Annotated in this window: 24 protein-coding genes and 1 tRNA gene; 11 read left to right on the forward strand and 14 right to left on the reverse strand. The window is 65.2% G+C overall.

The window, feature by feature from the left end; all coding sequences use genetic code 11:
• Window position 1 precedes the first annotated feature (1 nt).
• The 9 genes from nuoF to DCM79_RS12065 form a co-directional block, all read right to left on the reverse strand.
• Window positions 2-1,327, reverse strand: coding sequence for an NADH-quinone oxidoreductase subunit NuoF (gene nuoF, locus DCM79_RS12025; RefSeq protein WP_028136070.1), 1,326 nt, complete (start codon window positions 1,325-1,327; stop codon window positions 2-4).
• Window positions 1,328-1,342: 15 nt separating this feature from the next.
• Window positions 1,343-1,543, reverse strand: a complete 201-nt coding sequence (locus DCM79_RS12030) for a hypothetical protein (protein WP_257180030.1) — start codon at window positions 1,541-1,543, stop codon at window positions 1,343-1,345.
• Window positions 1,543-2,154: an NADH-quinone oxidoreductase subunit NuoE gene (gene nuoE / locus DCM79_RS12035; protein WP_091885987.1), complete on the reverse strand. Its 612-nt coding sequence runs from the start codon at window positions 2,152-2,154 to the stop codon at window positions 1,543-1,545. The genes DCM79_RS12030 and nuoE overlap by 1 nt, the downstream gene beginning before the upstream one ends.
• A 12-nt stretch (window positions 2,155-2,166) precedes the next feature.
• Window positions 2,167-3,132 (reverse strand): FkbM family methyltransferase, encoded by a 966-nt coding sequence (locus tag DCM79_RS12040; protein ID WP_257180747.1) that lies wholly within the window; start codon window positions 3,130-3,132, stop codon window positions 2,167-2,169.
• Window positions 3,132-4,328, reverse strand: coding sequence for an NADH-quinone oxidoreductase subunit D (locus DCM79_RS12045; RefSeq protein WP_028136066.1), 1,197 nt, complete (start codon window positions 4,326-4,328; stop codon window positions 3,132-3,134). Before DCM79_RS12045 ends, DCM79_RS12040 begins: the two co-directional genes overlap by 1 nt.
• A gap of 2 nt (window positions 4,329-4,330) precedes the next feature.
• The gene (locus DCM79_RS12050) at window positions 4,331-4,942 is read right to left on the reverse strand and encodes an NADH-quinone oxidoreductase subunit C (RefSeq protein WP_257180031.1); all 612 of its coding nucleotides are present in this window, start codon (window positions 4,940-4,942) and stop codon (window positions 4,331-4,333) included.
• Window positions 4,943-4,953: 11 nt separating this feature from the next.
• Window positions 4,954-5,541, reverse strand: a complete 588-nt coding sequence (locus DCM79_RS12055) for an NADH-quinone oxidoreductase subunit B family protein (RefSeq protein WP_167772036.1) — start codon at window positions 5,539-5,541, stop codon at window positions 4,954-4,956.
• Window positions 5,532-5,897 carry an NADH-quinone oxidoreductase subunit A gene (locus tag DCM79_RS12060; RefSeq protein WP_008136158.1) on the reverse strand — a complete coding sequence of 122 codons (366 nt, stop codon included), beginning with the start codon at window positions 5,895-5,897 and terminating at the stop codon, window positions 5,532-5,534. Before DCM79_RS12060 ends, DCM79_RS12055 begins: the two co-directional genes overlap by 10 nt.
• 705 nt (window positions 5,898-6,602) lie before the next feature.
• Window positions 6,603-8,861, reverse strand: a complete 2,259-nt coding sequence (locus tag DCM79_RS12065; RefSeq protein ID WP_257180032.1) for a TonB-dependent siderophore receptor — start codon at window positions 8,859-8,861, stop codon at window positions 6,603-6,605.
• A gap of 407 nt (window positions 8,862-9,268) precedes the next feature.
• On the opposite strand from DCM79_RS12065, the gene DCM79_RS12070 reads away from it, so the two are divergent.
• Window positions 9,269-9,472 (forward strand): hypothetical protein, encoded by a 204-nt coding sequence (locus tag DCM79_RS12070; protein WP_028136062.1) that lies wholly within the window; start codon window positions 9,269-9,271, stop codon window positions 9,470-9,472.
• Between the two features lie 90 nt (window positions 9,473-9,562).
• On the opposite strand, the gene DCM79_RS12075 is transcribed toward DCM79_RS12070, so the two are convergent.
• The 3 genes from DCM79_RS12075 to DCM79_RS12085 form a co-directional block, all read right to left on the reverse strand.
• On the reverse strand, window positions 9,563-10,684 hold the full coding sequence (locus DCM79_RS12075; RefSeq protein ID WP_257180033.1) for an autotransporter outer membrane beta-barrel domain-containing protein: 1,122 nt from the start codon (window positions 10,682-10,684) through the stop codon (window positions 9,563-9,565).
• 208 nt (window positions 10,685-10,892) lie between these two features.
• Window positions 10,893-11,144, reverse strand: coding sequence for a hypothetical protein (locus DCM79_RS12080; protein WP_257180034.1), 252 nt, complete (start codon window positions 11,142-11,144; stop codon window positions 10,893-10,895).
• Between the two features lie 45 nt (window positions 11,145-11,189).
• Window positions 11,190-11,366, reverse strand: coding sequence for a hypothetical protein (locus tag DCM79_RS12085; protein ID WP_257180035.1), 177 nt, complete (start codon window positions 11,364-11,366; stop codon window positions 11,190-11,192).
• 17 nt (window positions 11,367-11,383) lie between these two features.
• Between DCM79_RS12085 and DCM79_RS12090 the strand changes: the two genes are divergently transcribed.
• Together DCM79_RS12090 and DCM79_RS12095 are read left to right on the forward strand one after the other, a co-directional pair.
• Entirely contained in the window at window positions 11,384-13,594 is a 2,211-nt protein-coding gene (locus DCM79_RS12090) for a caspase family protein (RefSeq protein ID WP_257180036.1), read from the forward strand.
• A 16-nt stretch (window positions 13,595-13,610) separates the two neighbouring features.
• A complete protein-coding gene (locus DCM79_RS12095) occupies window positions 13,611-15,107 on the forward strand; it encodes a caspase family protein (protein WP_257180748.1) in 1,497 nt (498 codons plus the stop codon).
• 91 nt (window positions 15,108-15,198) lie between these two features.
• On the opposite strand, the gene DCM79_RS12100 is transcribed toward DCM79_RS12095, so the two are convergent.
• Window positions 15,199-15,275: transfer RNA gene (locus DCM79_RS12100), tRNA-Asp, on the reverse strand.
• A gap of 235 nt (window positions 15,276-15,510) precedes the next feature.
• Between DCM79_RS12100 and DCM79_RS12105 the strand changes: the two genes are divergently transcribed.
• Window positions 15,511-15,840, forward strand: a complete 330-nt coding sequence (locus DCM79_RS12105) for an HU family DNA-binding protein (protein ID WP_257180037.1) — start codon at window positions 15,511-15,513, stop codon at window positions 15,838-15,840.
• 103 nt (window positions 15,841-15,943) lie between these two features.
• Window positions 15,944-17,194: a peptidase T gene (gene pepT / locus DCM79_RS12110; RefSeq protein ID WP_257180038.1), complete on the forward strand. Its 1,251-nt coding sequence runs from the start codon at window positions 15,944-15,946 to the stop codon at window positions 17,192-17,194.
• 57 nt (window positions 17,195-17,251) lie between these two features.
• Here pepT and DCM79_RS12115 read toward each other — a convergent pair whose 3' ends face one another.
• Entirely contained in the window at window positions 17,252-18,142 is an 891-nt protein-coding gene (locus DCM79_RS12115) for a hypothetical protein (RefSeq protein WP_257180039.1), read from the reverse strand.
• Between the two features lie 353 nt (window positions 18,143-18,495).
• On the opposite strand from DCM79_RS12115, the gene DCM79_RS12120 reads away from it, so the two are divergent.
• The 6 genes from DCM79_RS12120 (at window position 18,496) to DCM79_RS12145 (ending at window position 25,727) form a co-directional block, all read left to right on the forward strand.
• The gene (locus tag DCM79_RS12120; protein WP_257180040.1) at window positions 18,496-18,738 is read left to right on the forward strand and encodes a hypothetical protein; all 243 of its coding nucleotides are present in this window, start codon (window positions 18,496-18,498) and stop codon (window positions 18,736-18,738) included.
• A gap of 120 nt (window positions 18,739-18,858) precedes the next feature.
• Window positions 18,859-19,221 (forward strand): hypothetical protein, encoded by a 363-nt coding sequence (locus tag DCM79_RS12125; RefSeq protein WP_257180041.1) that lies wholly within the window; start codon window positions 18,859-18,861, stop codon window positions 19,219-19,221.
• Between the two features lie 55 nt (window positions 19,222-19,276).
• Window positions 19,277-20,554 carry a divalent metal ion exporter subunit IhpA gene (ihpA, locus tag DCM79_RS12130; RefSeq protein WP_257180042.1) on the forward strand — a complete coding sequence of 426 codons (1,278 nt, stop codon included), beginning with the start codon at window positions 19,277-19,279 and terminating at the stop codon, window positions 20,552-20,554.
• Window positions 20,551-21,528, forward strand: coding sequence for a divalent metal ion exporter adaptor subunit IhpB (gene ihpB, locus DCM79_RS12135; RefSeq protein ID WP_257180043.1), 978 nt, complete (start codon window positions 20,551-20,553; stop codon window positions 21,526-21,528). The genes ihpA and ihpB overlap by 4 nt, the downstream gene beginning before the upstream one ends.
• Window positions 21,521-24,790 carry an efflux RND transporter permease subunit gene (locus DCM79_RS12140; RefSeq protein ID WP_257180044.1) on the forward strand — a complete coding sequence of 1,090 codons (3,270 nt, stop codon included), beginning with the start codon at window positions 21,521-21,523 and terminating at the stop codon, window positions 24,788-24,790. Before ihpB ends, DCM79_RS12140 begins: the two co-directional genes overlap by 8 nt.
• The gene (locus DCM79_RS12145) at window positions 24,753-25,727 is read left to right on the forward strand and encodes a cation diffusion facilitator family transporter (RefSeq protein WP_257180045.1); all 975 of its coding nucleotides are present in this window, start codon (window positions 24,753-24,755) and stop codon (window positions 25,725-25,727) included. The genes DCM79_RS12140 and DCM79_RS12145 overlap by 38 nt, the downstream gene beginning before the upstream one ends.
• Window position 25,728: the final 1 nt, after the last annotated feature.

A 25,728-nucleotide genomic window follows, 5' to 3' on the forward strand; every position in this document is an offset into this window, starting at 1 on the left:
CTTACTCCGCCGCGACCATGTTCACGGGATCGCGGACGCCGATATCGTCAATGTCTGCCCTGTGCGAATACTGGTCGATGCGCGCTTCGATCTCGTGACGGAAATGCGCGATCAGGCCCTGGATCGGCCATGCCGCCGCATCGCCGAGCGCGCAGATGGTGTGGCCTTCGACCTGCTTGGTCACCTCGAGCAGCATGTCGATCTCGCGCTTGTGGGCGCGGCCCTCGGCCATGCGGGTCAAGACGCGCCACATCCACCCCGTGCCCTCGCGGCACGGCGTGCACTGGCCGCAGCTCTCGTGCTTGTAGAAATAGGAGATGCGGGCGATGGCGCGGATCAGATCGGTCGACTTGTCCATCACGATCACGGCCGCGGTGCCGAGGCCCGAGCGCAGCTTGCTCAAGGAGTCGAAATCCATCGGCGTGTCGATGATCTGCTCGGCCGGCACCATGCGCACCGACGAGCCGCCGGGGATCACGGCCTTGAGATTGTCCCAGCCGCCGCGGATGCCGCCGCAATGCTTCTCGATCAGCTCACGGAACGGAATGCCCATGGCCTCTTCGACGTTGCAGGGCCGCTCGACATGGCCGGAGATGCAGAACAGCTTGGTGCCGACATTGTTCGGGCGGCCGATGCCGGCGAACCAGGCCGCGCCGCGGCGCAGGATATCAGGCGCAACCGCGATTGACTCGACGTTGTTGACGGTGGTCGGGCAGCCGAACAAGCCGACATTGGCCGGGAACGGCGGCTTCAGGCGCGGCTGGCCCTTCTTGCCTTCGAGGCTTTCGAGTAGCGCGGTCTCCTCGCCGCAGATATAGGCGCCGGCGCCGTGCGCGACATAGATGTCGAACGGCCAGCCGTTGACGTTGTCCTTGCCGACCAGCTTGGCCTCATAAGCCTGGTCGATGGCGGCCTGCAGGCGCTCGCGCTCGCGGATGAACTCGCCGCGGACGTAGATGTAGCAGGCATGCGCGTTCATCGCGAAACTGGCGATCAGGCAGCCCTCGACGAGAAGATGCGGGTCGTGCCGCATGATCTCGCGATCCTTGCAGGTGCCGGGCTCGGACTCGTCGGCGTTGACGACGAGATAGCTGGGACGACCGTCGGTGGATTCCTTCGGCATGAAGGACCATTTCAGGCCGGTCGGGAAACCGGCGCCGCCGCGGCCGCGCAGCCCTGAGGCCTTCATCTCGTTGATGATCCAGTCGCGGCCCTTGTCGATGATGGCCTTGGTGCCGTCCCAGGCGCCCCGGCGCCGCGCGCCCTCGAGACCCCAATCGTGGAGGCCGTAGAGGTTCTTGAAGATGCGGTCCTTGTCCTCGAGCATGTCAGTGCTTTCCGATCAACGAGTGGACTGCTTGTAGGCAAGTCCGGCGGCGCAGACTGCGAAGAACAGCGCCCAGAGCAAGCTGGTCTCCTGCGACGCGTTCAGGAAGAAACGCTGCAGCAGGAACATGAAGGAAGCCGCGATCGCGGCGTGCATGGCGACGAAGCCCCATTTCTTCACGACCTCGGTCCCTCCGATTGCGACGAGATCACGCATCAGGTGATCTCCTTCAATGTGGTCGGCCCGGTGATCGGCGCCGAGAACTGGCGGCCGTTCTGCGGACCGGGCTTGGGCGGATTGCCCGAGGCGAAGCCGTCGAGCACCTTGCCGAAGCTTTCCTTGGTCAGGTCCTCATAGGTGTCCTTGCCGATCAGCACCATCGGCGCGTTCACGCAGGCGCCCAGGCACTCCACCTCTTCCCAGCTGAAATTGCCGTCCTTGGACAGATGGAACGGCTCGTGATGGATGCGGTGCTCGCAGACGTGGATCAGATCCTCGGCGCCGCGCAGCCGGCACGGCGTGGTGCCGCAGACCTGGACGTGGGCCTTCTTCCCGACCGGGGCGAGCTGGAACATGGTGTAGAAGGTCGCGACCTCCAGCACCCGGATATAGGGCATGTCGAGCATGTCGGCGATGACGCGGATCGCGGCCTCGGACACCCAGCCCTCGTTCTGCTCCTGCGCGCGCCAGAGGATGGCGATGACGGCCGAAGCCTGCCGACCGGCCGGATATTTCGCGATCTGCTGCCTGGCGAACGCAAGGTTCTCCTCCGTGAACGCGAAGCTCGCGGGCTGGACTTCCTTCGGTGCTAATCGACGAACGGACATCTCTTCAATCTCTCACTGCATACGGCGCGCGGTCTTCGCATTCAGGGCTTCGATCCTGTCCTGCCAGAATGCGCTTGCGGTGCCGAAAACGTTGTAGCCGACGTGAGTCGAGACCTTGATGCGGTCGAGGATCGACAGCTCGGTCACGGTCTCCATCCGTCTGCTGCGCGGATCGAACACGATCAGCTTCAGCGGGGTCTGTTCGAGGATGTAGCGCGACACCGAGTGATTGCGGTCGCTGCCGTGCTCCTCGCACATGATGACGCTGTCGGCCTGGAGCAGCCGCGCGCCGCCCTTGATCGCCTCGATCTCGACGCCCTCGACGTCGAGCTTGATCAGATACTTGCCTGATGCCGCGACCTTGCCGTCCTCGATCAGATCGTCGAGCGAGATGACCGGCACCTCCTCACCGCCCGCCGAGGGATCGCCGGCGATGCTGAAGGCCTCGTGCTTGGTGCCGGACAGCCGCGCGGTGCCGCGGACGGCACCAATCGCGCATTTCATGGTCTCGAAGCGATTGCCGTTGACGCGGGCGTTGTTGACGAGCTTCGGGTAGTTCTGCCTCGACGGCTCGATCGCGATCGCCTTGTGCGCGCCGAACGGCTTGCTCGAGACCAGCACCGACCAGTAGCCGTAATTGGCGCCGCAATCGAGCAAGGTGTAGTCGACGTCGATGGAATTGGCGAACAGCAGCTCGAGCTCGTCCTCGTAATTGTAGGAGCGGTTGAGCAGCTTGCTCCAATAGCCGTCGCCGTAGGGGAATTCGAACACGGCGTCGGGGTTGAGCCTGATCGCGATGTTGCGCTCGGGCAGCGTCTTGCGCAGCAAATTCGCGCAGGCGATGTAGCCCATGTGCGAGAAGTGCGAGGAGATCTTCGATCCCGTCACCAGCGCCAAGGCAGCCGTCCGCTCCCACAGGTTGGCCCCTTCCAGGGCCCCCGAGGCACGGTCGAACTGGATCGGCGCCTGTTGCCCCATCAACGATCGACCTCTCCGAACACGATGTCGAGCGAGCCGAGGATCGCGGAGACGTCGGCGAGCAGATGGCCGCGGCAGATGTGGTCCATGGCCTGCAGATGGGCGAAGCCCGGCGCGCGGATCTTGCACTTGTACGGCTTGTTGGTGCCATCGGAGATCAGATAGACGCCGAACTCGCCCTTGGGCGCCTCGACCGCGGCGTAGACCTCGCCGGCCGGCACGTGCACGCCCTCGGTGTAGAGCTTGAAGTGATGGATCAGCGCTTCCATCGAGCGCTTCATCTCGCCGCGCCGCGGCGGCGCGACCTTGTTGTCCTCAACGACGACCGGACCCTTGCCGTCAGGCGCGTTCAGCTTCTGGATGCACTGCTTCATGATGCGCACGGACTGGCGCATCTCTTCCATGCGGATCAGATAGCGGTCGTAGCAATCGCCGTTCTTGCCGATCGGAATGTCGAAATCCATCTCGGCGTAGCACTCATAGGGCTGCGACTTGCGCAGGTCCCAGGCCGCGCCCGAGCCGCGCACCATCACGCCGGAGAAGCCCCACTCCCAGGCCTCCTTCAGCGGCACCACGCCGATGTCGACGTTGCGTTGCTTGAAGATGCGGTTGGCGGTGAGCAGGCGGTCGAGATCGTCGACGACCTTCAGGAACGGATCGCACCAGGCCTCGATGTCGTCGACCAGCTTCTGCGGCAGATCCTGATGCACGCCGCCGACACGGAAGTAAGCTGCGTGCATACGGCTGCCCGAGGCGCGCTCGTAGAACACCATCAGCTTCTCGCGCTCCTCGAAGCCCCACAGCGGCGGGGTCAGCGCGCCGACGTCCATCGCCTGCGTGGTAACGTTGAGAAGGTGAGAGAGAATGCGGCCGATCTCGCAATAGAGCACGCGGATCAACTGGCCGCGGCGCGGCACCTCGATGCCGAGCAACTTTTCGGCCGCGAGGCAGAAGGCGTGCTCCTGGTTCATCGGCGCGACGTAGTCGAGCCGGTCGAAGTAAGGGATCGCCTGCAGATAGGTCTTCTGCTCGATCAGCTTTTCGGTGCCGCGGTGCAGCAGGCCGATATGGGGATCGACGCGCGCGACGACTTCGCCGTCCAATTCGAGCACAAGGCGCAGCACGCCGTGGGCCGCGGGATGCTGCGGTCCAAAATTGATGGTGAAGTTGCGAAGCTGTTCAGGTTGCTCGTTCATGATCAGGCCTTCGGTCCTGCTTTCTCATCGCCAGGCAGCGGGTAATCCGCACCCTCCCAAGGCGACAAGAAATCAAACTTGCGGAATTCCTGGTTCAGACGCACGGGCTCGTACACCACCCGCTTCTCCTGGTCGTCGTAGCGGACCTCGACGAAACCGGTGGTCGGGAAGTCCTTGCGCAGCGGATGCCCTTCGAAGCCGTAATCGGTGAGGATGCGGCGCATGTCGGGATGGCCGACGAAGAATACGCCGTAGAGGTCATAGGCCTCGCGCTCGAACCAGTCGGCGCCGGGGAAGACGTCGATCAGCGACGGCACCTGGGTGGTCTCGTCAGCCTGTGCCTTGAGCCGGATCCGTGCGTTCAGGGTCGGTGACAGGAAGTGATAGATCACGTCGAAGCGCTTTTCGCGCGACGGATAGTCCGCGGCGGTGATGTCGGTGAAGTTGACGAAGCGGCAGCCGGGGTCGTCGCGGAGGTACTTGACCACCTCGACGATCTTGCTGGCCTCGACCTCGACCGTGAGCTGGTTGAAGGCGACCGAATGACCGGTGGCGGCGCCCGGAAGCGCGCTAACGATCGTCTGCCCCAGGGCGTCGAGCTTGGCGTCGTCCATGACGTAAAACCTTAGCGTTCGATGGTGCCGGTACGCCGGATCTTCTTCTGCAGCAGCAGCACGCCGTAGAGCAGCGCTTCCGCCGTGGGCGGGCAGCCCGGCACGTAGATGTCGATCGGCACGATGCGGTCGCAGCCGCGCACGACCGAGTAGGAATAGTGATAATAGCCGCCGCCATTGGCGCAGGAGCCCATCGAGATGACGTAGCGCGGCTCTGGCATCTGGTCGTAGACCTTGCGCAACGCCGGCGCCATCTTGTTGGTCAGCGTGCCGGCAACGATCATCACGTCGGACTGGCGCGGCGAGGCGCGCGGCGCGAAGCCGAAGCGCTCGACGTCGTAGCGCGGCATCGACACCTGCATCATCTCGACCGCGCAGCAGGCGAGACCGAAGGTCATCCACATCAGCGAGCCGGTGCGCGCCCAAGTGATGAGGTCGTCGGTCGCGGCAACGAAGAAGCCCTTGTCGGACAGCTCGGAATTGACCTCGAGGAAGAACGGATCATTGGCCCCGACCGGCTTGCCGGTCGACGGGTCCAGGATGCCCTTGGGGGCCGGCGCGACGACCGGACCCGTGGACGCTGCAGGGGTCAATCCCATTCCAGTGCTCCCTTCTTCCATTCATAGGCGAACCCGACCGTCAGCACGGCGAGGAACACCACCATGGACCAGAAGCCGGTCGCGCCAAGCTTGCCGAACGCCACCGCCCAGGGAAACAGGAACGCCACCTCGAGGTCGAAGATGATGAAGAGGATGGCGACCAGGTAGAAGCGGACGTCGAACTTCATGCGCGCGTCGTCGAAGGCGTTGAAGCCGCACTCATACGCCGACAGCTTTTCCGGATCCGGCTGCTGGAACGCCACGATGAACGGCGCGATCAGCAGCACGAGGCCAATCAGGCCCGCTACCCCTATAAAGACGACGAGTGGAAGATAGTTCTGCAGAATGCCGCTCATTGGCGAGCCCTTTTTCCCGCAGCCTCGGGACAGCCACGGATTCGTCCGATTTGGAATTATTCTGAGCCTTAGCGCAGTGCACCAATGGGCGCAAGACACGCTCTTTTCAGGCCCTTTGCCGCTGCCAGAATGGTGAAAATCCCGGAATCACCCCGCGCTGGTATGGAGCAGATCGCAGGGCCCAGCAAGGGCAGCCGCCGGTTTTGCAGGGGAGCAACGCGGAGATTGCGGCGCGCGGGCCACGGCAGCGTCTTGCCGTCGATCGCCTGAGAAAAATACCGGCTTTTCGGCTGCGGCAGCACAGGCAACCCGGGATAAGACCCACTTCAGGAACCTTCGCCCTGCCCCCCGCCGGTGACATCTTGGCTGGCCTTATCGGCTTCAACGCCCGAGGGCCCGGGGGTTGTGCAGCCGCGAGCCAAAACAGGTCCAGGTCAAGCTGGAGCAAGGACACCTATCCACAGGCGCAGGCCATCAGACGAGCCATGCATCGCGGTAGGGACGGAGCCGGCCGGGGCCCCGCCGCGAGCGCGGCGACGGCGACGTGGAGGGCCGTCGCGCGTGCCGCGCTCGGATGAGCTTCGGGCCGGAGGCATGGCCCGGGAGCTCATCTATCTCCTGAGGGAAGCGTTGCGGCAGGCCAAACAGGGACGGAAGGACCGTTGAGATCAGGCCGGCCCGACCGATATCGCCCCTCGCCCCTCCTCACCATTTGTAGGACACGCTGGCGGTCACGCGCCGGCGATCGCCGTAGAAGCATGACGCGGCAGACGCGCAGCTCGCGACGTAGATCTTGTCGGTCAGGTTGATCACGTTCAGCGCGGTACGCCAGTTCTGCCATTCGTAGTGGAGCGCGAGATCGCCGAGCACGACTGCGGGGACCTCGAGCGTATTGGCTGTATCCGCCCAGGACGCGCCGATGTAGCGCACGCCACCGCCGAAGCCGAATCCTGCGAGCGGTCCGTCCCGGAATGTGTAGTCGGCCCAGCCCGAGACCAGAAGTTCGGGCGTGTTGGTCGGCGTCTTGCCGATCAGCGTCGGATCGAGATCCTTGCTCACAAAGAGATTGTAGGACGTGAAGGAGCCGATGAATTTCAGCTCCTTGGTGGCATTGGCCACCGCTTCAAGCTCGATGCCGCGCGAGGTCACCTCGCCGGTCTGATTTTGCAGAATCGGGACGCTGCCCGGCAATGTGGTCGCGACATTCTGACGGACCAGATCGAAAGCCGAGACCGTGAAATAGCCGTCGAATCCCACCGGCGCGACCTTCACGCCGATTTCGGCCTGCTTGCCGGTCTCCGGCAGGAACAGCTGGTTCGCCGCGTTGAGCCCGATGATCGGATTGTAGCTCGTCGAATAAGAGACGTAGGGCGCGATGCCGTTGTCGAAATTGTAGATCAGGCCGGCGCGTCCGCTGAACCTGCTGTCGTCGCGGCTGCTGACCAAACCGCCGGTGTCACGGGCTTCCTGTGTCGTCTCGACCCAGTCGTTGCGGCCGCTCAGCACTAGGGTGAAATTGCCGAGCTTCATCTGGTCCTGGAGATAGGTGCCGGCCTGCTTCTGCGTAATGAGGAAGTTACGGAACGGCGCGCTCGGCAAGGAAACCTCGGCTGCCCCATAGGCCGGATTGAAGACGTTGATCGAGGGCACACCGAACCCGAAGGCCTGGTAGTCGTCGATCTGATAGCCCTTCAGGTCAACCCCGAACAGCATCGTGTGCCTGACCGGACCGGTGTTGAAGCGATACTCGAGCTGGTTGTCGAGATTGGCCTGATTGGCCGTGTTCTTCGCATACCAATTGTAGCGATTGAGCGTCGCCGTATTGATGTTGGCCCAATCGTTACCGACGTAGCCGCGATAGCTGATATCGACATGCGCAAAGCGAGCGTTCTGACGGAACGTCAGGTCGTCGGTGAGGTTGCGCTCGAACCGATAGCCCAGCATCTCCTGCTCGCGCGTGAACTTGTCGACGGTGGGGTCGCCGACGAAGAAGCTGGTGGGTATCTTGCCGAAGGGTGCGGAGGTCACCGTGCCCTGGTAGGGCAGGAAGTTGATACCGCGGGTATCCTGCTTCGAGGCCGAGGCCAGCACCGTGAAGGTGGTGTCGGCATCCGGCTTCCACGTAAACGACGGCGCGATGAAATAATTGTTGTCGGGCGTGAAGTTGACCTGGGTACCACCGTTCTGGACCTGGCCAACGACGCGATAGAACAGCTTGCCGTTCTCGGGCGCGACCGTGACCGGTCCGCCGAAATCGAAGCCGACATAGGCGTTGCCGAAATTGTTGACGCCGGTCTCGACGTAGCGGATCGGCTCGGCCGGCGGCATCTTGCTGATGACATTGACGATGCCGCTCGGGCTCGATCCGCCGTACAGCACCGCCGACGGACCGCGCAGCACCTCGACGCGCTCCATGTTGAACGGCTGCAGCTTCCAGCTGGCATAGGAGGTGTAGAACAGCTGCATGCCGTCGAGGAACAGCCCGATATCCTCGGACTTGAAGCCGCGGATCAGCCACCAATCGTTGCGGGTGTCGGTGCCGAACGTCCCTGCCCGCACGCCGGCGGTGTAGCGCAGCACCTCGTCGAGCTTGTTCGGCTTCTGGTCACGGATCTGCTCGGCGCCGATCACCGACACCGATTGCGGCGTCTCGATGATCGGCGTGTTGGTCTTGGTGCCGGACGAGCTGCGCCCGGCGACGTAGCCGTTCACCGGACCGCGCGGCGTCTCGACGAAGCCGACATTGCGCTGCGGTTGCTGCGGTCTGTTTCGCGTGGCGACCTGGTCCGACGCCCGCGGCGCACGGCGCTGCGAGGTCGTGGCTGCGCGGCGACGCGCTTCCGGCGCGGTGACGGTCACCGCCGGCAAATTTTGCGCCCCACTCTGCGCGGACGATTGGGCAAGCGATGCCTGCGGCATCAACACCAAAGCGGATGCGGTCGCCAACACGGCCGACCGCAGCATTCCAAGACTGTTCAACGCGCCACCCCAAAGCTGCATGTTCGCTACGACATGCCGCCTGTCCCCCGACGGCATGCGCTTGGAGGTCACGCTTATGGGAGGGCGCGCAAATTCCCTAATTGAAAGCTTCTTAGAAAGACTCTTAGAACCGATCCAATTGCTCCCAAGATTGCGGCCGACGCACTCTTCGGATTAGCCGATCCACGGGTCCGCTAGCGGAAGCCCGGGCGCTCGCCAGGCGCCGGCGGAGCCGGACGCGACCAGCGGGCTCCCGGCTTCAGGCTGCCGAGCGACGAAACCAGCCGGGCGGCAAGATGAAACCATTTTGCGGAACCCGCGAAACCATCCGGAAACAGATGGTCCTTAAGACAAGAGCCATAGACGGCGGCAAAGCCCGTCGGGAGGCTCAGATGAACCACTCAATTCACTCTGCTGATCGTGCGACCCACCTGAAGATCGTGGTGGTGGCGCTGGTTGCCGGCATCATGGTGGCCGGCTTCGGGATCGCGGCCCGCACCAATGCCGATTACAGCCAGACCGCCCAGTCCAGCCAGGTGATCAAGGCCGGCAAGCCGGTGGTGGTGACCAGCGCCGGGACGTCGGCGATCCGCTAAACAACCGAAAAGGTCCGATTTGGTACAAAAAGGCCGCCTTTGGGCGGCCTTTCCGTTTGGCTACGGCGGGCATCCGTCTTGGAAATCGCCCTACCAGGTATAGCGAAGGCCGGCCTGAGTACCGGCGATCGAGGTTCCGAGTCCGCCAACGCCAGGCAGAAGCGGGTTCGGCACGTTGATGCTGCTGCCATGAACTTCGAGGTAGGACGACAGCTGCGGCGTCCAGAGCACGTTGACCTTTGCGGAACCGCGAAGGCCATTGGTACCGATCACGCCGGCCGCAACGGGAACCGCACCTCCAAGGGCGCCGGCGCCGCCCGCATCCACGATCCTGTAGTACTGACCCGAGATCGACGGCTGGATCTTAAAGCCCAGCAAGTCCGCCTCGAATCCGACGCGCATGCCACCGTGAAATTCGGTTGAATCGCCCGCCTTGGTGCCGAAATTGGCGGTATAGCTCTCCGAATAGGTCAACCCGACGGTGGGCTCCATCCACACCGTGTACGGGAAGTCGAACCGATATTGGCCGTTCCAGGTATAGGCCATGCTGCTGCCGTCCGCGGGCGCAACAAGGGCCACGCTGGACGTGTTGCGCGTCCAGCTCGCGAGCGCCGTGAAGTCGGTCGAAAAACCACCGTTGAGATAAGAGAGGGTGCCGGAGGTCGATGGAATTGAGCCATCGGTCGTCACTCCGCCCGTCGTGAAGGTGTGCGCCCATGAATGGGAGCCGGTCGCAATGAAGGTCAGCGCGTCGGTTGCGGTGAAGATGCCGATCCTGGTCACATCGACCGCGCCGGTCATCGTCGCGACGCTGACTTCGACCCCGGACGCCTGCGCCCTGTCGCCGCTGCCGACCAGGTTCGCGCCGTAAAGCCACGCGGCGGGGGGCGGCGCCGCAAGGGCCGGAGCCTTGACGTACGGATCCTTGGCGTAGGCCAGCGCGCCGAACGGATTGCTGACCCCTCTGGACGCGAAGGGGTCGCGGCGGTCGAAATCCGACTCCTCTCCGCTGAAGCGCAGCATTCCCGGAGGCGCAACGACCCTGCGCTTCTGGATCTGATCGCGAACGGTCTGGATGATGTTCTGGACGGTGTTGTTGATGACTTGCTGCGGAACATTGACCTCCTGTGCCGAGGCCGATCGCGTCGCAAACAGACTAAGCAAAAAAGGTACGGCAACGGCAAAGCCGCGGCGGAGAATTCCTGCCTTCATGGTATTCGATCAGCCCCCTGCTTGGTTCAGCCCGAGCCTTGGCGGGAGAAAAATCCCGCAAGCTTCTGGTGCAGAGTTTTATGGGCAGACCACCCGCCGCGTCTTCACCCGATTGGCTGAATTGTGGGGGCGGGTGCATCAAGCGCGCTCACCTGATACTCATTTGCAACACTTTCCCCGGGCCACGGGGGCGCGCGCCGATCTCCGTCTACTCCGCCCCCGCACGGTTTCGCTTCTTCGTGGCGCGAGCCTGCGTTGCCGCTTGGCTCTGTTCCGGACGTTTCGTGGCCTTGCCTGCTTCCCGTGATCGGATGTGTCGCCGCACGTCCTCACGCACGTTCTGGATGATCGTGTCGCGCGACGACTCGGCCGGATCATTGCAGCGGGCCACGCCGCACAAAGCGACGAGCAGCGGAAGGGCGAGCATCGGCGCACGGGCGAAATTGACGGTCCTGATCATCGGAGTCTCCGAACATGTCGCCGGCTTGGGCCGCCCTGCTCGCCCTCAACACAGCGCAGCACGGTTGGTTTCACCGCTCGCGACGGGCAGCATTTGGTCGAGGCGTCGCCGGACCCGGTTCACGAAGCGCTGAACACCGGGGCCTTTGATGTCGTCATCCCGCATCCCTTGATGTAGAATCCCGGAACGAGCCACCCAAGCGCGTTTCTTCGCTTTTTTCATTTTCTGAGTTTCCACTGATGCCTGGTCATTTCGGGATCTTCGTTCTCGCAAGCGCGCGTCCCGTCTTCAAGTTGCAGGATCTGGCGCGCCGGGTCGCCGTTCTCGGCTGCGTCGCGCTGTCGATCCTGGTGTCGACGAAACTGCAGGCCGCCGCTGGCGACAGGATTGCGCTCGTCGTCGGCAACAGCGACTATCGCAAGGTCCCCAAACTCATCAACCCCGCCAACGACGCCGCGGACATGGCGGCTTCGCTGGGCCGGCTCGGCTACTCCGTCAGGCACCTCGCCGACCTCGACTACAACCGCTTCCGGCAGGCCCTCATCGAATTCGGCAACGCGGCGAAGACGGCCGACAAGGCGGTGATCTTCTTCGCCGGCCACGGCGTCGAGTTGGACGGCAAGAACTGGCTGATCCCGGTCGATGCCGAAATCAAGTCCGAGATCGACGTCTATGCCGAGGCGATCAATCTCGAGACCCTGATCGACATCTCGGTGATGCCGAAGACGATCGGCCTCGTGGTTCTCGACGCCTGCCGCAATGATCCGTTCGAAACGACCAAGGTTGCCGCTGCGGGGCGCGCGCTGTCGCCGCGGCCGCCCAAGACGGCATCCGGCCCGTCCGGTGCCCCGACGCCGCTCGCGGCCGGCGCACGCGGCCTCGCCCCTGTCGAGGTCAGCGACAACGTGCTCGTTGCCTTCGCGGCCGCTGCCGGCACGACGGCGAGCGACGGCGCCGGGCGCAACAGCCCCTACTCCGGCTCGCTGCTGCGTCATGTCGAAACGCCGCAGCTCGAGATCAACTATCTCTTCCGGATCGTGCACGACGAGGTCTGGAAAGAGACCGGGACGCAGGAGCCCGCGATCTATGGGACGCTCCCGAAGGACGACATCTATCTCTACGGCGAAGCCGCCGTGGCACACGGCGATGGCGGAGCCGATGCCGAGCAGCTCGCCTGGGAATTCGTCCGCTCGACCACCGAGATCGCGACCTTGCGTCGTTTCGTCCAGCAATTCCCGGCGAGCCCCCATGCCGCCGCAATCGATCAGCGCATTGCGCAGTTGCAGACCGCCGAAGCCAACGCCTGGACCGTCGTCGAGCGACAGAAGTCGCCCGCGGCCTACCGCGCCTATCTGGATCTCTATCCGTTCGGCGAGCATGTCGAAAGCGCGCGGGTGACGTTGGCCGCGCTCGAGAAGTCGGCGAAGCCGGGCCAGGCCGGCGGCCAGATCGACATGCCCGCGCCGCCGCCCGCGAGCTATCAGCTCGCATCGGCCGCAACGACCGCCGGCAATTCGGAGGCGATCGAGAAGGCATGGGACGTTCTGAAGGAGTCGCGCGACAAGAGCGTGGTCGGCCGGTTTGCCGAGCGCTACCCGAGCTCGCGCCACAACCGGCTGCCGCCGGGCAGCGACCTCGCATTGCGCCCGGTCAGTTCCACCGAACTGATGCTGCGATCAGCCCAGGACGGCGACGTGAACGCCTGCTTCGACGGCGATGCCGCGGCTTGCGTCAGATCCATCAAGACATACCCCGACTACGTCCAGCTGCAATTCCAGCTGTGCCGGTCCAAGGGCAATCCCAGGGGATGCATGGCCAACGCGGTGGCCGAGGCGCGCAGGCGCGGGCTCCTGGTTTCCGCGTATACCCGGTCGGAACAGGAAAAGGTTCGCAATCGCGAATATCGCCGCGTCGTTGCCCGCGTGAATCAGAATGTCGGCAACGTGGTCAGCGGCGTCGTCAGCAATGTGGTCGGCAACGTCGTCAGCAATGCCGTTTCGACGGCGGTCAGCAACGCCGCATCCAGCGCCGCCAGCCGCGCAGCATCGCAGGCCGCATCAAATGCAGCCAGCCGCGCCGCGTCGTCTGCCGCGTCGAACGCCGCCGGCCGCTCGGCGTCGAGTGCCGCATCGAGCGCGGCCGGCAGAGCCGCGTCTGCGGCCGCCTCGAATGCGGCGAGCCGTGTCACCATTCCGTCCGACGTCCGGCTCAAGGAGGACATCACTGCTCTCGGCCGGACGGCCGGCGGTCTCAACCTCTATCGCTACAGATACAAGGGCGATGCAACGTTCTATGTCGGCGTGATGGCGCAGGAGGTCGCTCGGCTGGCTCCCGCCGCGGTGTCATCGGGAGTGGACGGGTTCCTGCGCGTTGACTATGGTCTGCTCGGCCTCGATTTCCTGACCTATCGCGACTGGATCGGGCGGCAACCCCATTCCGACATCGACTGAGGGACGCGACTTGATTGTGCGCTGGCTGGCCCTGTTCATCGCCATCGGGCTCCTCTTCGACGCCGAAGCAGATGCCTCCAGCAGCCGCATCGCCCTGGTCGTTGGAAACGCGAGCTACGCGCATGCGCCGCGGCTCGGCACTCCCGTCAACGACGCCGAGGACATCGCCGCAGCTCTCGTCGGCCTCGGCTTCGACGTCGATCTGCGCAAGGACGCGACCATCGGCGATCTGCGCGCGGGACTTGGCGCCTTCACCGAAAAGTCCGCCGGCGCGGACATCGCGATTTTCTATTTTGCCGGATACAGCGCAGCTGCGGGTGTCGGCGGTTACCTGATCCCTGTCGATGCGCATCTGGCGACGCCTCAGTCCGCGATCGCGGAGACCGTTCCCTTGGCTGCGGTGACGGCCGCCGCGGCGCGGGCCCGCAAGCTGGGCCTGGTGATCCTGGATGCCATGCGGGAGAATCCGTTTCCTGCCACGCCGGATGGCCGCCGCAACGGCGCTTCCGTTGCCTCGGCCGCACGAGCACCGATCCGCAACACGCTGATGTTCTTTCCGGCGGAGCCGGGTCGGACGGTGGAAGAAGGCGAAGGCCGCAACAGTCCTTTTGCTGCTGCGCTGCTCAAATACCTGCCGCAAGCCGACCTTGAGATCAACTTCATGTTTCGCAACGTTCGCGACGACGTCCGGCTGGCAACGCGGCGCAAGCAGACGCCGTACATGTATGGCCAGCTCTCCAAGGAGAGGATCTATCTCAATCCCGTCAAGCAGGTCGCGCACGGTGATCCCGCCGTCCTGCAGCGCTGCGACAATTCCGTTGCTGGCCTTGCGGAAGCTAGGGCGATCGGCGCCGACCAGGACGAGGCGCGAGAGAATCCGATCGCGGTCGCAGCGGTTGCGGCGTGCTCGGATGCGGTCAAGCTGTCTCCGGGAGCGGACCGGCTGCACTATCAGCTCGGGCGCTCACTGCACGCCGCGCGCGACTACGCCGGGGCGATGGCGAGCTACAAGGCGGCATCCGAACTCGGCAACGCGCGGGCGCTCTACGAGCTCGGATTGATGTACGAGAGCGGCAACGGCGTCGAGAAAGATCCCGCCCGCGCCCGCTTCTACTACGAGATGGCCGCCGAGAAGAAGATTGCGCCGGCGCTCGTCAGCCTCGGCCTGCAACAGGAGCGCGGAATCGGCACGGCGAGCGACCCTGCACGAGCCTATGCCCTGTACCAGCGGGCCGCCGAGCTCGGCGATGCGACCGCCCTCAACAGGATGGGCGAGCTTGCCGAGAAAGGACTGGGGACCAGGCAGAACCTGAAATCGGCTCGGGCCTTCTACCAGAAGAGCGCCGCAATGGGCGACCTCGAAGCCATGGTCAATCTCGCCCGATGCTACGCCAATGGGATCGGCGGCCCGCGCGACCTAGGCCAGGCCAGACGGCTTCTGGCCAAGGCGGCGCAGGCCGGCAGCGCGGACGCCCGGCGCATCCTGGCTCATGTCGAGCCCAAAGCGCGATAGGCGAAATCCGGCGGGGGTGGCGGCCAAGGTGCAACAGCCCCAGAGGCGGCTGGGAGCTCAAATAACAACTGCTTGATTTATTTGCCAAAAATGGCGCGAGAGACGGGGCTCGAACCCGCGACCTCCGGCGTGACAGGCCGGCGCTCTAACCAACTGAGCTACTCCCGCGTGACGCGTATGTGTCCGCGCGGAACGAGGGGGGAATTAAAGGCGGGCCCGGGTGAAGTCAAGGACGTTGGCACCCAAAGCCGGAATACTCCCGTCTCGTCACGATCGCGTAGCGAGGCTGCCCCCTCCATGCGCGCGACGTAGTCAATTCGGGCCCGAATCGTCTACGGCTTCCGTGACTTGTGCGGTTCCCGGGCTCGCGCCTCATGGTCGCCAGGAATCGAGGAGGCCAGACATGTCCAAGAAGGATTTGGCTAAGAAGGATACGGCGAAGAAGGCGGCCACTCCCGCCACGATCACGCTCAAGCACCTCGCCGCCGATATCGCCGAGAGCCAGGACCTCTCGAAAAAGCACGCCGAGGCGGTCCTGACCGACATGGTCGACCTGATCGCCAAGCACCTGCGGAAGGGCGACCGTGTCCGCATCGTCGGGCTCGGCATCCTCCAGGTCCGCAAGCGCGCCGCCCGCACCGGCCGCAATCCCTCAACCGGCGAGGCGATCCACATCAAGGCCAGCAAGAAGGTCACCTTCCGTCCGGTCAAGGAACTGAAAGAGGCGATCTGAGGCAAGGTTTCGTTAGGCCTGATCTCATCTCGATCCAGCCGCGACGCGGCCCGCTTTCTGGTATACCGCCTGTCATCCCCTGACCCCGGTGGATTGACCAGAAATGTCTTCCCTCACCTTTTCGCATACCGTGACCGAACGCTTCCTGCGCTACGTCACCATCGACACCCAGTCCGATCCGGACTCCCCCCGCTCACCCTCGACCGAGAAGCAGAAGGATCTCGGCCGCGTGCTCGCTGCCGAGCTGAAAGCGATGGGCGTCGCGGATGCGCATCTCGACGAGTACGGCTACGTCTACGGCACCATTCCGGCCAACACCGACAAGAAGGTGCCGGTGATCTGCTTCTGCTCGCATATGGACACCTCGCCCGACGTGACCGGCAAGGACGTCAAGCCGCAGATCTGGAAGAATTATCGCGGCGGCGACATCGCCCTGCCCGGCGACCCCAGCCAGGTGATCCGCTTCAATGAACATCCGGCGCTGAAGAACCAGATCGGCAACGACATCATCACCACCGACGGCACGACGCTATTGGGCGCCGACAACAAGGCCGGCGTCGCCGAGATCATGGATGCCGCGCATTTCTTCATCAACAATCCCGAGGTGAAGCACGGCACCATCAAGATCCTGTTCACGCCGGACGAAGAGATCGGCCGCGGGGTCGACAATGTCGACCTGAACAAGCTGGGCGCCGATTTCGGCTACACCATGGACGGCGAAAGCGCCGGCTGCGTCGAGGACGAGACCTTCTCGGCCGACGGCGCCACCATCACCATCAACGGCGTCAGCGCTCATCCCGGCTACGCCAAGGGCAAGATGGAGCACGCCATCAAGATCGTGGCCGCCATCGTCGAGCGGCTGCCTCGCGAGGGCTGCTCGCCGGAGACGACCTCGGGCAAGCAGGGCTTTCTGCATCCGATCGGCATCGAGGGCGCGCTGGAGCAGGCGACGCTGTCCTTCATCGTCCGCGACTTCACCGAGGAAGGGCTGAAGGAGAAGGAGGACCTGCTCGAGACCATCGTCAAGGACGTGATGAAGGACTATCCGCGCTCGACCTACAAATTCGAGGTGAAGGAGCAGTACCGCAACATGAAGCAGGTGATCGACCGTCACCCGCATGTGCTCGAATACGCCATCGAGGCGATCCGCCGCGCCGGACTTCGTCCGATGCGCACCGCGATCCGCGGCGGCACCGACGGCTCGCGCCTGTCCTTCATGGGCCTGCCCTGCCCCAACATCTTTGCCGGCGAGCACGCCTTTCACTCCCGGCTCGAATGGGTCAGCCGGCAGGACATGGAAAAGGCGGTGCAGACCATCGTCCATCTCGCGATGATCTGGGAGGAGAAGGCCTGAGGCTTCTCGACGGCGTCCGTCATGGCCGGGCTGGCGCCCGGCCATTGGTTTTCGAGCTTACGGCACCGGCATCGCGCGTGGATTGCGATGGAAGCGATTTGAGCTCGCCATCCAGTTCGGCAACGGCTCGCCATCGCGGTGCCGTCCGCCGGCAACCGCCGCCGCCCAGGCCACCGCAGCGCCGATCAGGGTCGCGGCGGCGACCGAGAATGCGACGATGATCGAGTTGCGCCGCGCACGGTTGATCGCCGTCTTCGAGTCCGCGATCAGCGCATCGACGCGCCGTTCGGCGTCGGCGGCCTGCAGCCCCGTCAGACCAGCAACCTGTTGTATCAAGTAGGTCCGGTCATCGGTGCTGACGCCGCTGTGGCTGGACGAGGTCATCAGAATGCGTCCCGCTTCGGCACGCGCCTCCCTCAGGTCGATGTTCGGCGCGCGGCGGGGTGCGCGGAACAGCTTATCGAGCTCATAGCTCAGCAGAGGCTCGGCTGCGGACATATTGCTGGCCGAGCTTCGCATCGGCGAGCGGTCGAGCGCAGCAGCGCCGAGAAGCGCAAGCAGAGCCGCGCCGGCCAGCACGGCCAGGGCCCAGGAGGTGAGCCCGTGCAGGCCGTCCCGCCGCTCGCCATCATCCTCGATCGTTGCCAGCGCAGGCGCCGGTCGGGTGGTCCGGCCCGCGATGTAGCCGCCGAAGCCGAAGCTGACGATTGCCTGGATGATCAAGTAGAGCCCGGAGAGCAGCGCCAGCGCGGCCGACGCGTCGCGCCAGGTCGGCGAGGCCGAACTAACCCCCAAGCCGACCGCGACACCAAATCCGACCAGGATGAACGACATTGCGCCGGCGGCGAGAGCACCCGCGAACACCGAGCTCCACTGGATGGTTCGGGGAGCTTCGCCCTCCAGGCCGCCTTCGATGATTTCTTCCCGCATGAGCGTTTCAACCGTCATTGCGGCTCTCTCAGCGCAGGCCGAAGAACGACAGGATCGCCATGATGACGACGATCAAGCCGATCAGATAAATCAGTCCGTCCATTGTCCGTCCTCCTCAGTTTCTTCTGACCGCTAATCGCGGCGTATGAGGAACGTTCCAAATTAGACAGATCGGCGGAACGAATGGGCGAGATCCGAATTGAGTGCTGGAGTCCCGAGGATGAAGATTGTGAGCACAAGGCCTCAGTCGGCGAGTCCGGCTGGGGCCTTTCCGCGTCTGAGACCCCCGCCTCCTGTCCTATGTTAACGACGCCGGCCTTTAGATCATCAAAGATGCTATCGGGGCGGAGCCTGTAGATCGGGAGAGGCCCGTGGACCGCAGAACGGCGTGCCTGCACCAGGCGGACGCATTCCGGGAGAAGGCCCTTGCCGATCCCGAGCACCACGACCAATGGATCGACGAGGCCATCAAGTGGCTGGAACGAGCAATGGAGGCCAGTTGTCGCGCCGCGATCACCGTGGAGGCCGACGAGGGCAGCCACGCTCCGGAGGCGAACCGCACGCCTCTCATCGAAACCGTGGCCTCCCACCGCCGCATCATCGCCCGCCAGTAAGAGGCGATCACGACGGACGCGCCGCTGCGGCAATTGTTCCAGGGACGTAACAATGTTGCGGGTCGACACTGTTCCGGCCGCCATGCTAGGCCGGGCATCGACCGCAACGAGAGTGACGTCGTGCTCGCCAACCGCCAGCCCTCAGGAACCTGCCGCCCGCGCCATTGGCGCGGAGTGCTGTCCGTGCTGATCGCGGTGATCTATCTGCTCGCGGGCGCGCTGCACGGCTCGCACGATATCGACGTCACCACGCCCGGGGGCGGCTCGGAGATCGCCGCGGTGCTGGACGGCCCCTCGGACCATGGCGACGACAGGGCCATCGCCGGACATCATTGCCATGGCTGCTTCTCGCTGACGGTCACCCAGCCGGTGCCATCGGCGGCATTGGTCGCGCCTGCGCCGGCAACACGCCCGCAACATGCCTCCCGGCTCGCCGGCATTATCCCCGAGACAGATTCTCCGCCTCCCAAACACATTGCCTGAACGGATTGGTCGGGCGTTCCGCGCCCATTGAGTTCATCCTTCACAGGTCGGTTTCATGTTTCGCAGGGGAACGGCTGCGCGCCTGGCGTGCGCGGCAGCGTGCCTGATTGCCGGAGGGGCGCTTGCGCCGCCGGCGCAGGCCCAGACTTTGACGATGCGCAGCGCACTGTCGCGCGCGCTGGCCGCGAGCCCGCGGCTGACGGCGGCGGAGCGCGACGTTGGCATCGCCACGGGCCAGCGCATCCAGGCCGGCGCGCTGCTCAATCCAGAGCTGTCCTACGAACAGGACGATTCACTCGGCTCGGGCAAATATCGCGGGACGCGATCGGCCGAGACCACGCTGCAGATCAGCCAGGCCTTCGAGCTGTTCGGCAAGCGCGACGCGCGGATCGCGGCCGGAGCGGCCGGTGTCGAAGTCGCGGCGATCCAGCGCAAGGCCGTCAGGCTCGAGGTGCTGTCGGAAACCGCGATCGCCTTCCTCAGCGTGCTCGGCGCGCAGCGCCGCATCCAGATCCTCGACGAGCAGATCGCCGCCATCGACCGGCTGACCCCGCTGCTGCGCCGCCGCGTCGAGGCCGGGGCCTCCTCACCGGCCGAGACCGGCCGCGCCGAGGTCGCCTCCGCCCTGGTGAAGGCCGACCGCGAACGCTTCAAGGCGACGCTGGCCAGCGCCCGGCGCGAGCTTGCGGTGCTGATGGGCGATCCCGCCACGCAATTCGGCGAGGTCTCCGGCCGGCTCGACACCATGGGCAAGCCGCCGACGTTCCAATCCGTCGTCGCCGCGATCGACGCCAATCCGCAGCTGGTGCGCTGGACAGCGGTCTTTGCCCAGCGCAACGCCGAGCTCTTGCTGGCGCGGCTCAAGCCCTATCCGGACGTGCGGATCGCGGCCGGCTGGCGTCATTTCAACGAAACCAATGACGATGCCGTGCGCTTCACGCTTTCGGTGCCCATTCCCGTGTTCGACCGCAACCAGGGCAACATCCTCTCGGCGCAGGAGAGCCTCGCCAAGACCAAGGCCGAGCGCGAGGCCAACCGCAACACGCTGATCGTGATCGCCGGGCGGGCCTACGACTCGCTGCAGGGCTCCCTGCGCGAGCTCGCGGTGCTGCGCGAGATCGCCATTCCAAAGGCGGTTGAGGCGTCCGAGGCGATCTCGCAAGGCTACGGCCAGGGCCGCTTCACCCTGCTCGAGGTGCTCGACGCCCAGGCCAGCGTCACCCAGGCGCGGCTGCGCGAGCAGGAGGCGCTGCAGAATTTTCATGTAGGGGTGGCGACCATCGAAGGCCTCGTCGGCAATCCCTTTACGCTGGCGCGGGAGAGCGCACGATGAAGATGTCCTCCACCGTTCTCGTCGCACTCGTTGGCGCCGCGCTCGGCGCTTACAGTTACGCCCTGCTCGCGCCGGCCAAGGTCGCGCACACCGAGCATGCCGAGCATTCCGAACACAAGAAGCCGAACGACCATGTCGAGCAGGACGAGCACGGCGCCGACCGCATCCGCATCTCCGACGTCAAGCTGGCGGCGGCCGGCGTCACGCTGGCGGAAGCCGCAAGCGCGACGCTGACCGACACGCTCGCCTTCAACGGCATCCTGCGCGCGAACCAGGAAGCCGTGGTCCAGGTGACGCCGCGCTTTCCGGGCCTCGCCAAATCGATCCTGAAGCGCATCGGCGACAAGGTCGCCAAGGACGACCTGCTGGCCGCGATCGAGAGCAACCAGAGCCTCACCGTCTACGAGCTGAAGGCGCCGATGGCCGGAACCGTCATCGAGCGGCAGATCTCGCTCGGCGAATACGCCTCCGAGCAGAAGCCCGCTTTCGTCGTCGCCGACCTCTCCACTATCTGGGTCGACCTGTCGATCTACCGGCAGGACCTCCGGCGCGTCCGCCTCAACGACGAGGTGCTGATCGATCCCGACGACGGCCGCGGCGAGATCAAGGGCACGATCTCCTACATGGCGCCGATCGGATCGAGCGAGACCCAGACCGCATTGGCACGCGTGGTGCTGCAAAACCCGGACGGACGCCTGCGCCCCGGCCTGTTCGTCACGGCGCGGCTGATCCTCGCCGCACGCAACGTCGCGGTCGCGGTGCGCCGGAGCGCGATCCAGACGCTGGAAGGCCGGACCATCGTGTTCGTCCGCGAGGACGGCGACAAGATCGAGGCCCGCCCGGTCGAGCTTGGCGATTCCGATCCGAGATTCGTCGAGATCAAGGCCGGGCTCGCGGCCGGCGAGCACTACGTCGCAGAGAACAGCTTCGTCGTGAAAGCGGAGATGGGCAAGGGCGAGGCCGAGCATGATTGAGCGCCTCATCGCAGCCTCGCTTGCCCAGCGCTGGCTGGTCCTCCTGCTCGCACTCGGCGCCGTCGCCTTCGGGGCCTGGAACTTCCAGCGCCTGCCGATCGACGCCGTCCCCGACGTCACCAACGTTCAGGTCCAGATCAACACCCGCGCGCCCGGCTATTCGCCGCTCGAGACCGAGCAACGCATCACCTTCCCGGTCGAGACCGCGATGGGAGGGCTGCCGAAACTCGACTACACCCGCTCGCTGTCGCGCTACGGCCTCAGCCAGGTGACGGTCGTCTTCAAGGACGGCACCGACATCTTCTTCGCTCGCCAGCTCGTCGGCGAGCGGATCCAGCAGGTGAAGGACCAGCTGCCTGTTGGCGTCGAGGTCGCGATGGGCCCGGTCTCGACCGGGCTCGGCGAAATCTTCATGTACACGGTCGAAGCCAAAAGGGACGACAAGACGGGCGCGAAGACGCAAGGCGGCCACGATTATTCGCTGACCGATTTGCGCACCGTCCAGGACTGGATCATCAAGCCGCAGCTCCGCAACGTGCCCGGCGTGATCGAGATCAACACCATCGGCGGCTTCGAACGGCAATTCCACGTGCTGCCTGATCCCGGCAAGCTGATGGCCTACCGGCTCGGCTTCCGCGACGTGATGACGGCGCTGGCCGCCAACAACGCCAATGTCGGCGCCGGCTATATCGAGCGCAACGGCGAGCAATATCTGGTGCGCTCGCCGGGCCAGGTCGGCAACATCGCCGAGATCCAGGACGTCGTGATCGGCTCGCGCGGCGGCAATCCCGTCAGGATCAGGGACGTCGCGACCGTCACCGAGGGCCGCGATCTGCGCACCGGCGCTGCGACACGCGACGGCGAGGAAACCGTGCTCGGCACCGCCATGCTGCTGATCGGCGAGAACAGCCGCACGGTGGCGCGCCGCGTCGCGGCCCGGCTCGAGGACATCGCCAAGTCGCTGCCCGAAGGCGTCGTGACGCGCACCGTCTACGATCGCACCGACCTCGTCGAAGCCACCATCCGCACCGTCAGGAACAATTTGCTGGAGGGCGCGGCGCTGGTGGTGGCGGTGCTGTTCCTGATCCTCGGCAACATCCGCGCGGCGCTCGTCGTGGCCTGCGTCATTCCGCTGTCGATGGCGATGACGATCACCGGCATGGTCGAGACCAAGGTCAGCGCCAATCTGATGAGCCTGGGCGCGATCGATTTCGGTATCATCGTCGACGGCGCCGTGATCATTGTCGAGAATTGCCTGCGCATGCTGGCGGCAGCCCAACGCGAGAAAGGCGGCCTGCTCACGACCACGGAGCGGCTGCGCGCGATCCTGCGCGGGTCGGGCGAAGTCATCAAGCCGAGCCTGTTCGGAACGCTGATCATCGCGGTGGTCTATCTGCCCGTGCTGACGCTGACCGGCGTCGAGGGCAAGATGTTCACGCCGATGGCGCTGACCGTGCTGATGGCGCTGGGCGCCGCCGTGCTGTTCTCCGTCACTTTCGTGCCGGCGGCGGTGGCGATCTTCGTCACCGGCAAGGTGTCCGAGCACGAAAACCTGTTCATGCGGATGGCCAAGCGCGGCTATCTCCCCCTGCTCCGCTGGGCCATCGACAACCGCGCGGCCGTCGCCATCATGGCCGGGCTCATCGTCATCGCCAGCGGGATCGCCGCTTCGCGGATGGGCGGCGAGTTCATTCCGAGCCTGGACGAAGGCGACGTGGCGCTCGCCTCGATCCGGATTCCCGGCACCAGCCTGACGCAATCGCTGGATCTGCAGAAGGCGCTGGAAAAGCGCGTCACGCAAATTCCCGAAGTGAAGGAGTTCTTCACCCGCATCGGCACCGCCGAGATCGCGACCGACCCGATGTCGCCGGCGCAGACCGACGGCTACATCATGCTCAAGCCGCGCAGCGAATGGCCCGACCCGGACAAGCCGAAATCGGAGGTGGTCGAGGCCATCGATCATGCCGCGGACGACATTCCGGGCAGCGCCTATGAACTTTCCCAGCCGATCCAGTTCCGGGTCAACGAGCTGACCTCCGGCGTGCGCAGCGATGTCGGCGTCAAGATTTTCGGCGACGACCTCGACATCCTGCAAGGTGCCGCAAAGCAGGTCGAGGCCGCGATCCGGGGTATCCGAGGCGCCAGCGACGTCAAGATCGAGCAGGTCGCAGGCCTGCCGATCCTCACCGTCCGCCTCGACCGCCAGGCGCTCGCCCGCTACGGCCTCAGCGTCGCCGAGGTGCAGGGCATCGTCGAGATCGCCGTCGGCGGCAAGTCCGCGGGCAAGCTGTTCGAGGGCGATCGCCGTTTCGACATCGTGGTCCGCCTGCCCGAGCATTTGCGCGGCAATCTCGAGGCGATCCGGGCGATCCCGATCCCGCTGCCGCCCGGCGAGGACGCCGGCTCAGGCCCGGCCATTCGAACGACATTGGCCGCCTCTCCCCTCGCCCAGATGCGCTACGTGCCGCTGTCGTCGGTCGCGACCGTCGATGCGACGCCCGGGCCCAACCAGATCAGCCGCGAGAACGGCAAGAGACGGATCGTCGTCACCGCCAATGTCCGCGCCCGCGACCTCGGTTCCTTCGTGGCCGAGGCCGAGGCGGCGGTGGCCGAGAAGGTCAAGCTGCCGCCGGGCTATTTCATCGGCTGGGGCGGCCAGTTCGAGCAGCTGGTCTCGGCGACCAAGCGGCTGACCATCGTGGTGCCGGTGGCGCTGCTCATGGTGTTCCTGCTGCTGTTCATGAGCATGGGATCGGCGGCCGACGCCGCGCTGGTGTTCTCCGGCGTGCCGCTGGCGCTGACCGGCGGCGTTGCGGCGCTGTTGCTGCGCGACATCCCCCTGTCCATCAGCGCCGGCGTCGGCTTCATCGCGCTGTCGGGCGTCGCCGTGCTCAACGGGCTCGTCATCATCGCCTTCATCGAGCGGCTGCGCAGCGAGGGACGATCCGTTATCGAGGCTGTTCGCGAAGGCGCACTGACGCGGCTGCGACCGGTGCTGATGACGGCCCTCGTCGCCTCGCTCGGCTTCGTGCCGATGGCGCTCGCCACCGGCGCCGGCGCCGAGGTGCAGCGGCCGCTCGCGACCGTGGTGATCGGCGGCATCATCTCGTCGACCATCCTGACGCTGCTGGTGCTGCCGGCGCTCTACGTGCTGTTCCGCCGTGACGGGACGCGGGAAGCGCCTACAATGACGCCGATTTGGCGGCGTCCGGGGAGCGCTAGAATTGGACCACGACCATCACGGTCATCACCACCACCGTGATCATGCCGGCCATTCGCATGATCATGGCCATGGGCATGATCACGGGCACGGCCATGTCCATGCCCCCGCCAATTTCGGCAAGGCGTTCGCGCTCGGCATCTCGCTCAACATCGCGCTGGTCGTGGCCGAGGCGATCTACGGCTACATCGGTAACTCCACCGCCCTGCTCGCCGACGCCGGCCATAACCTGTCCGACGTGCTCGGCCTCGTCATCGCCTGGGGCGCCTCGATCGCGGCGCGCCGCGCGCCGCGCGGCCGCTTCACCTACGGTTTTCGTGCCTCCACCATCCTGGCCGCACTGGCCAACGCGGTGTTTCTGCTGGTCGCGACCGGCGCGATCGGCTGGGAGGCGATCCTGCGCCTGCGCGAGCCGGAGCCGGTCGCGGGGATCACCGTGATGGTGGTCGCCGGCATCGGCATCGTCATCAACGGCTTCACCGCGCTGCTGTTCGCGCGCGGACGCCAGGACGACATCAACATCGAGGGCGCGTACCTGCACATGGCCGCGGACGCCGCGGTGTCGCTCGGCGTCGTGATCTCGGCGGCGCTGATCATCTGGACCGGCTGGCTCTGGCTCGATCCGGTCACCAGCCTCGTCATCTGCGCCACGATCCTGTGGAGCACCACCAGCCTCTTGCGCGGCTCCATCGACATGTCGATGGCCGCGGCGCCCAAGGGCACCGACCTCGCCGCGATCAGGGCGTTCCTGCTGGCCCGCCCGGGCGTCTCGGCGATCCACGATCTCCATGTCTGGCCGATCTCGACCACCGAGACGGCGCTGACCTGTCACCTCGTCATGCCCGCCGGCACCGGCGATGCATTCCTGATGGAGACCGCGCAGCTCTTGAAGACGTCGTTCCGCATCGGCCACACCACGCTTCAGGTCGAGACCCTTCCCGACAACGGCTGTGCGCTGGCGCCGGATGATGTCGTTTGAG

It is taken from the genome of Bradyrhizobium sp. WBOS07 (assembly GCF_024585165.1).
Taxonomy (GTDB): Bacteria; Pseudomonadota; Alphaproteobacteria; order Rhizobiales; family Xanthobacteraceae; genus Bradyrhizobium; species Bradyrhizobium japonicum_B.

What these genes read in the sequence shown, in the direction of transcription:
- nuoF (WP_028136070.1), bottom strand. Translation starts at nt 1,327, where the DNA reads ATGCTCGAGGACAAGGACCGCATCTTCAAGAACCTCTACGGCCTCCAC.
- DCM79_RS12030 (WP_257180030.1), bottom strand. Translation starts at nt 1,543, where the DNA reads ATGCGTGATCTCGTCGCAATCGGAGGGACCGAGGTCGTGAAGAAATGG.
- nuoE (WP_091885987.1), bottom strand. Translation starts at nt 2,154, where the DNA reads ATGTCCGTTCGTCGATTAGCACCGAAGGAAGTCCAGCCCGCGAGCTTC.
- DCM79_RS12040 (WP_257180747.1), bottom strand. Translation starts at nt 3,132, where the DNA reads ATGGGGCAACAGGCGCCGATCCAGTTCGACCGTGCCTCGGGGGCCCTG.
- DCM79_RS12045 (WP_028136066.1), bottom strand. Translation starts at nt 4,328, where the DNA reads ATGAACGAGCAACCTGAACAGCTTCGCAACTTCACCATCAATTTTGGA.
- DCM79_RS12050 (WP_257180031.1), bottom strand. Translation starts at nt 4,942, where the DNA reads ATGGACGACGCCAAGCTCGACGCCCTGGGGCAGACGATCGTTAGCGCG.
- DCM79_RS12055 (WP_167772036.1), bottom strand. Translation starts at nt 5,541, where the DNA reads ATGGGATTGACCCCTGCAGCGTCCACGGGTCCGGTCGTCGCGCCGGCC.
- DCM79_RS12060 (WP_008136158.1), bottom strand. Translation starts at nt 5,897, where the DNA reads ATGAGCGGCATTCTGCAGAACTATCTTCCACTCGTCGTCTTTATAGGG.
- DCM79_RS12065 (WP_257180032.1), bottom strand. Translation starts at nt 8,861, where the DNA reads ATGCTGCGGTCGGCCGTGTTGGCGACCGCATCCGCTTTGGTGTTGATG.
- DCM79_RS12070 (WP_028136062.1), top strand. Translation starts at nt 9,269, where the DNA reads ATGAACCACTCAATTCACTCTGCTGATCGTGCGACCCACCTGAAGATC.
- DCM79_RS12075 (WP_257180033.1), bottom strand. Translation starts at nt 10,684, where the DNA reads ATGAAGGCAGGAATTCTCCGCCGCGGCTTTGCCGTTGCCGTACCTTTT.
- DCM79_RS12080 (WP_257180034.1), bottom strand. Translation starts at nt 11,144, where the DNA reads ATGATCAGGACCGTCAATTTCGCCCGTGCGCCGATGCTCGCCCTTCCG.
- DCM79_RS12085 (WP_257180035.1), bottom strand. Translation starts at nt 11,366, where the DNA reads ATGAAAAAAGCGAAGAAACGCGCTTGGGTGGCTCGTTCCGGGATTCTA.
- DCM79_RS12090 (WP_257180036.1), top strand. Translation starts at nt 11,384, where the DNA reads ATGCCTGGTCATTTCGGGATCTTCGTTCTCGCAAGCGCGCGTCCCGTC.
- DCM79_RS12105 (WP_257180037.1), top strand. Translation starts at nt 15,511, where the DNA reads ATGTCCAAGAAGGATTTGGCTAAGAAGGATACGGCGAAGAAGGCGGCC.
- pepT (WP_257180038.1), top strand. Translation starts at nt 15,944, where the DNA reads ATGTCTTCCCTCACCTTTTCGCATACCGTGACCGAACGCTTCCTGCGC.
- DCM79_RS12115 (WP_257180039.1), bottom strand. Translation starts at nt 18,142, where the DNA reads ATGACGGTTGAAACGCTCATGCGGGAAGAAATCATCGAAGGCGGCCTG.
- ihpA (WP_257180042.1), top strand. Translation starts at nt 19,277, where the DNA reads ATGTTTCGCAGGGGAACGGCTGCGCGCCTGGCGTGCGCGGCAGCGTGC.
- ihpB (WP_257180043.1), top strand. Translation starts at nt 20,551, where the DNA reads ATGAAGATGTCCTCCACCGTTCTCGTCGCACTCGTTGGCGCCGCGCTC.
- DCM79_RS12140 (WP_257180044.1), top strand. Translation starts at nt 21,521, where the DNA reads ATGATTGAGCGCCTCATCGCAGCCTCGCTTGCCCAGCGCTGGCTGGTC.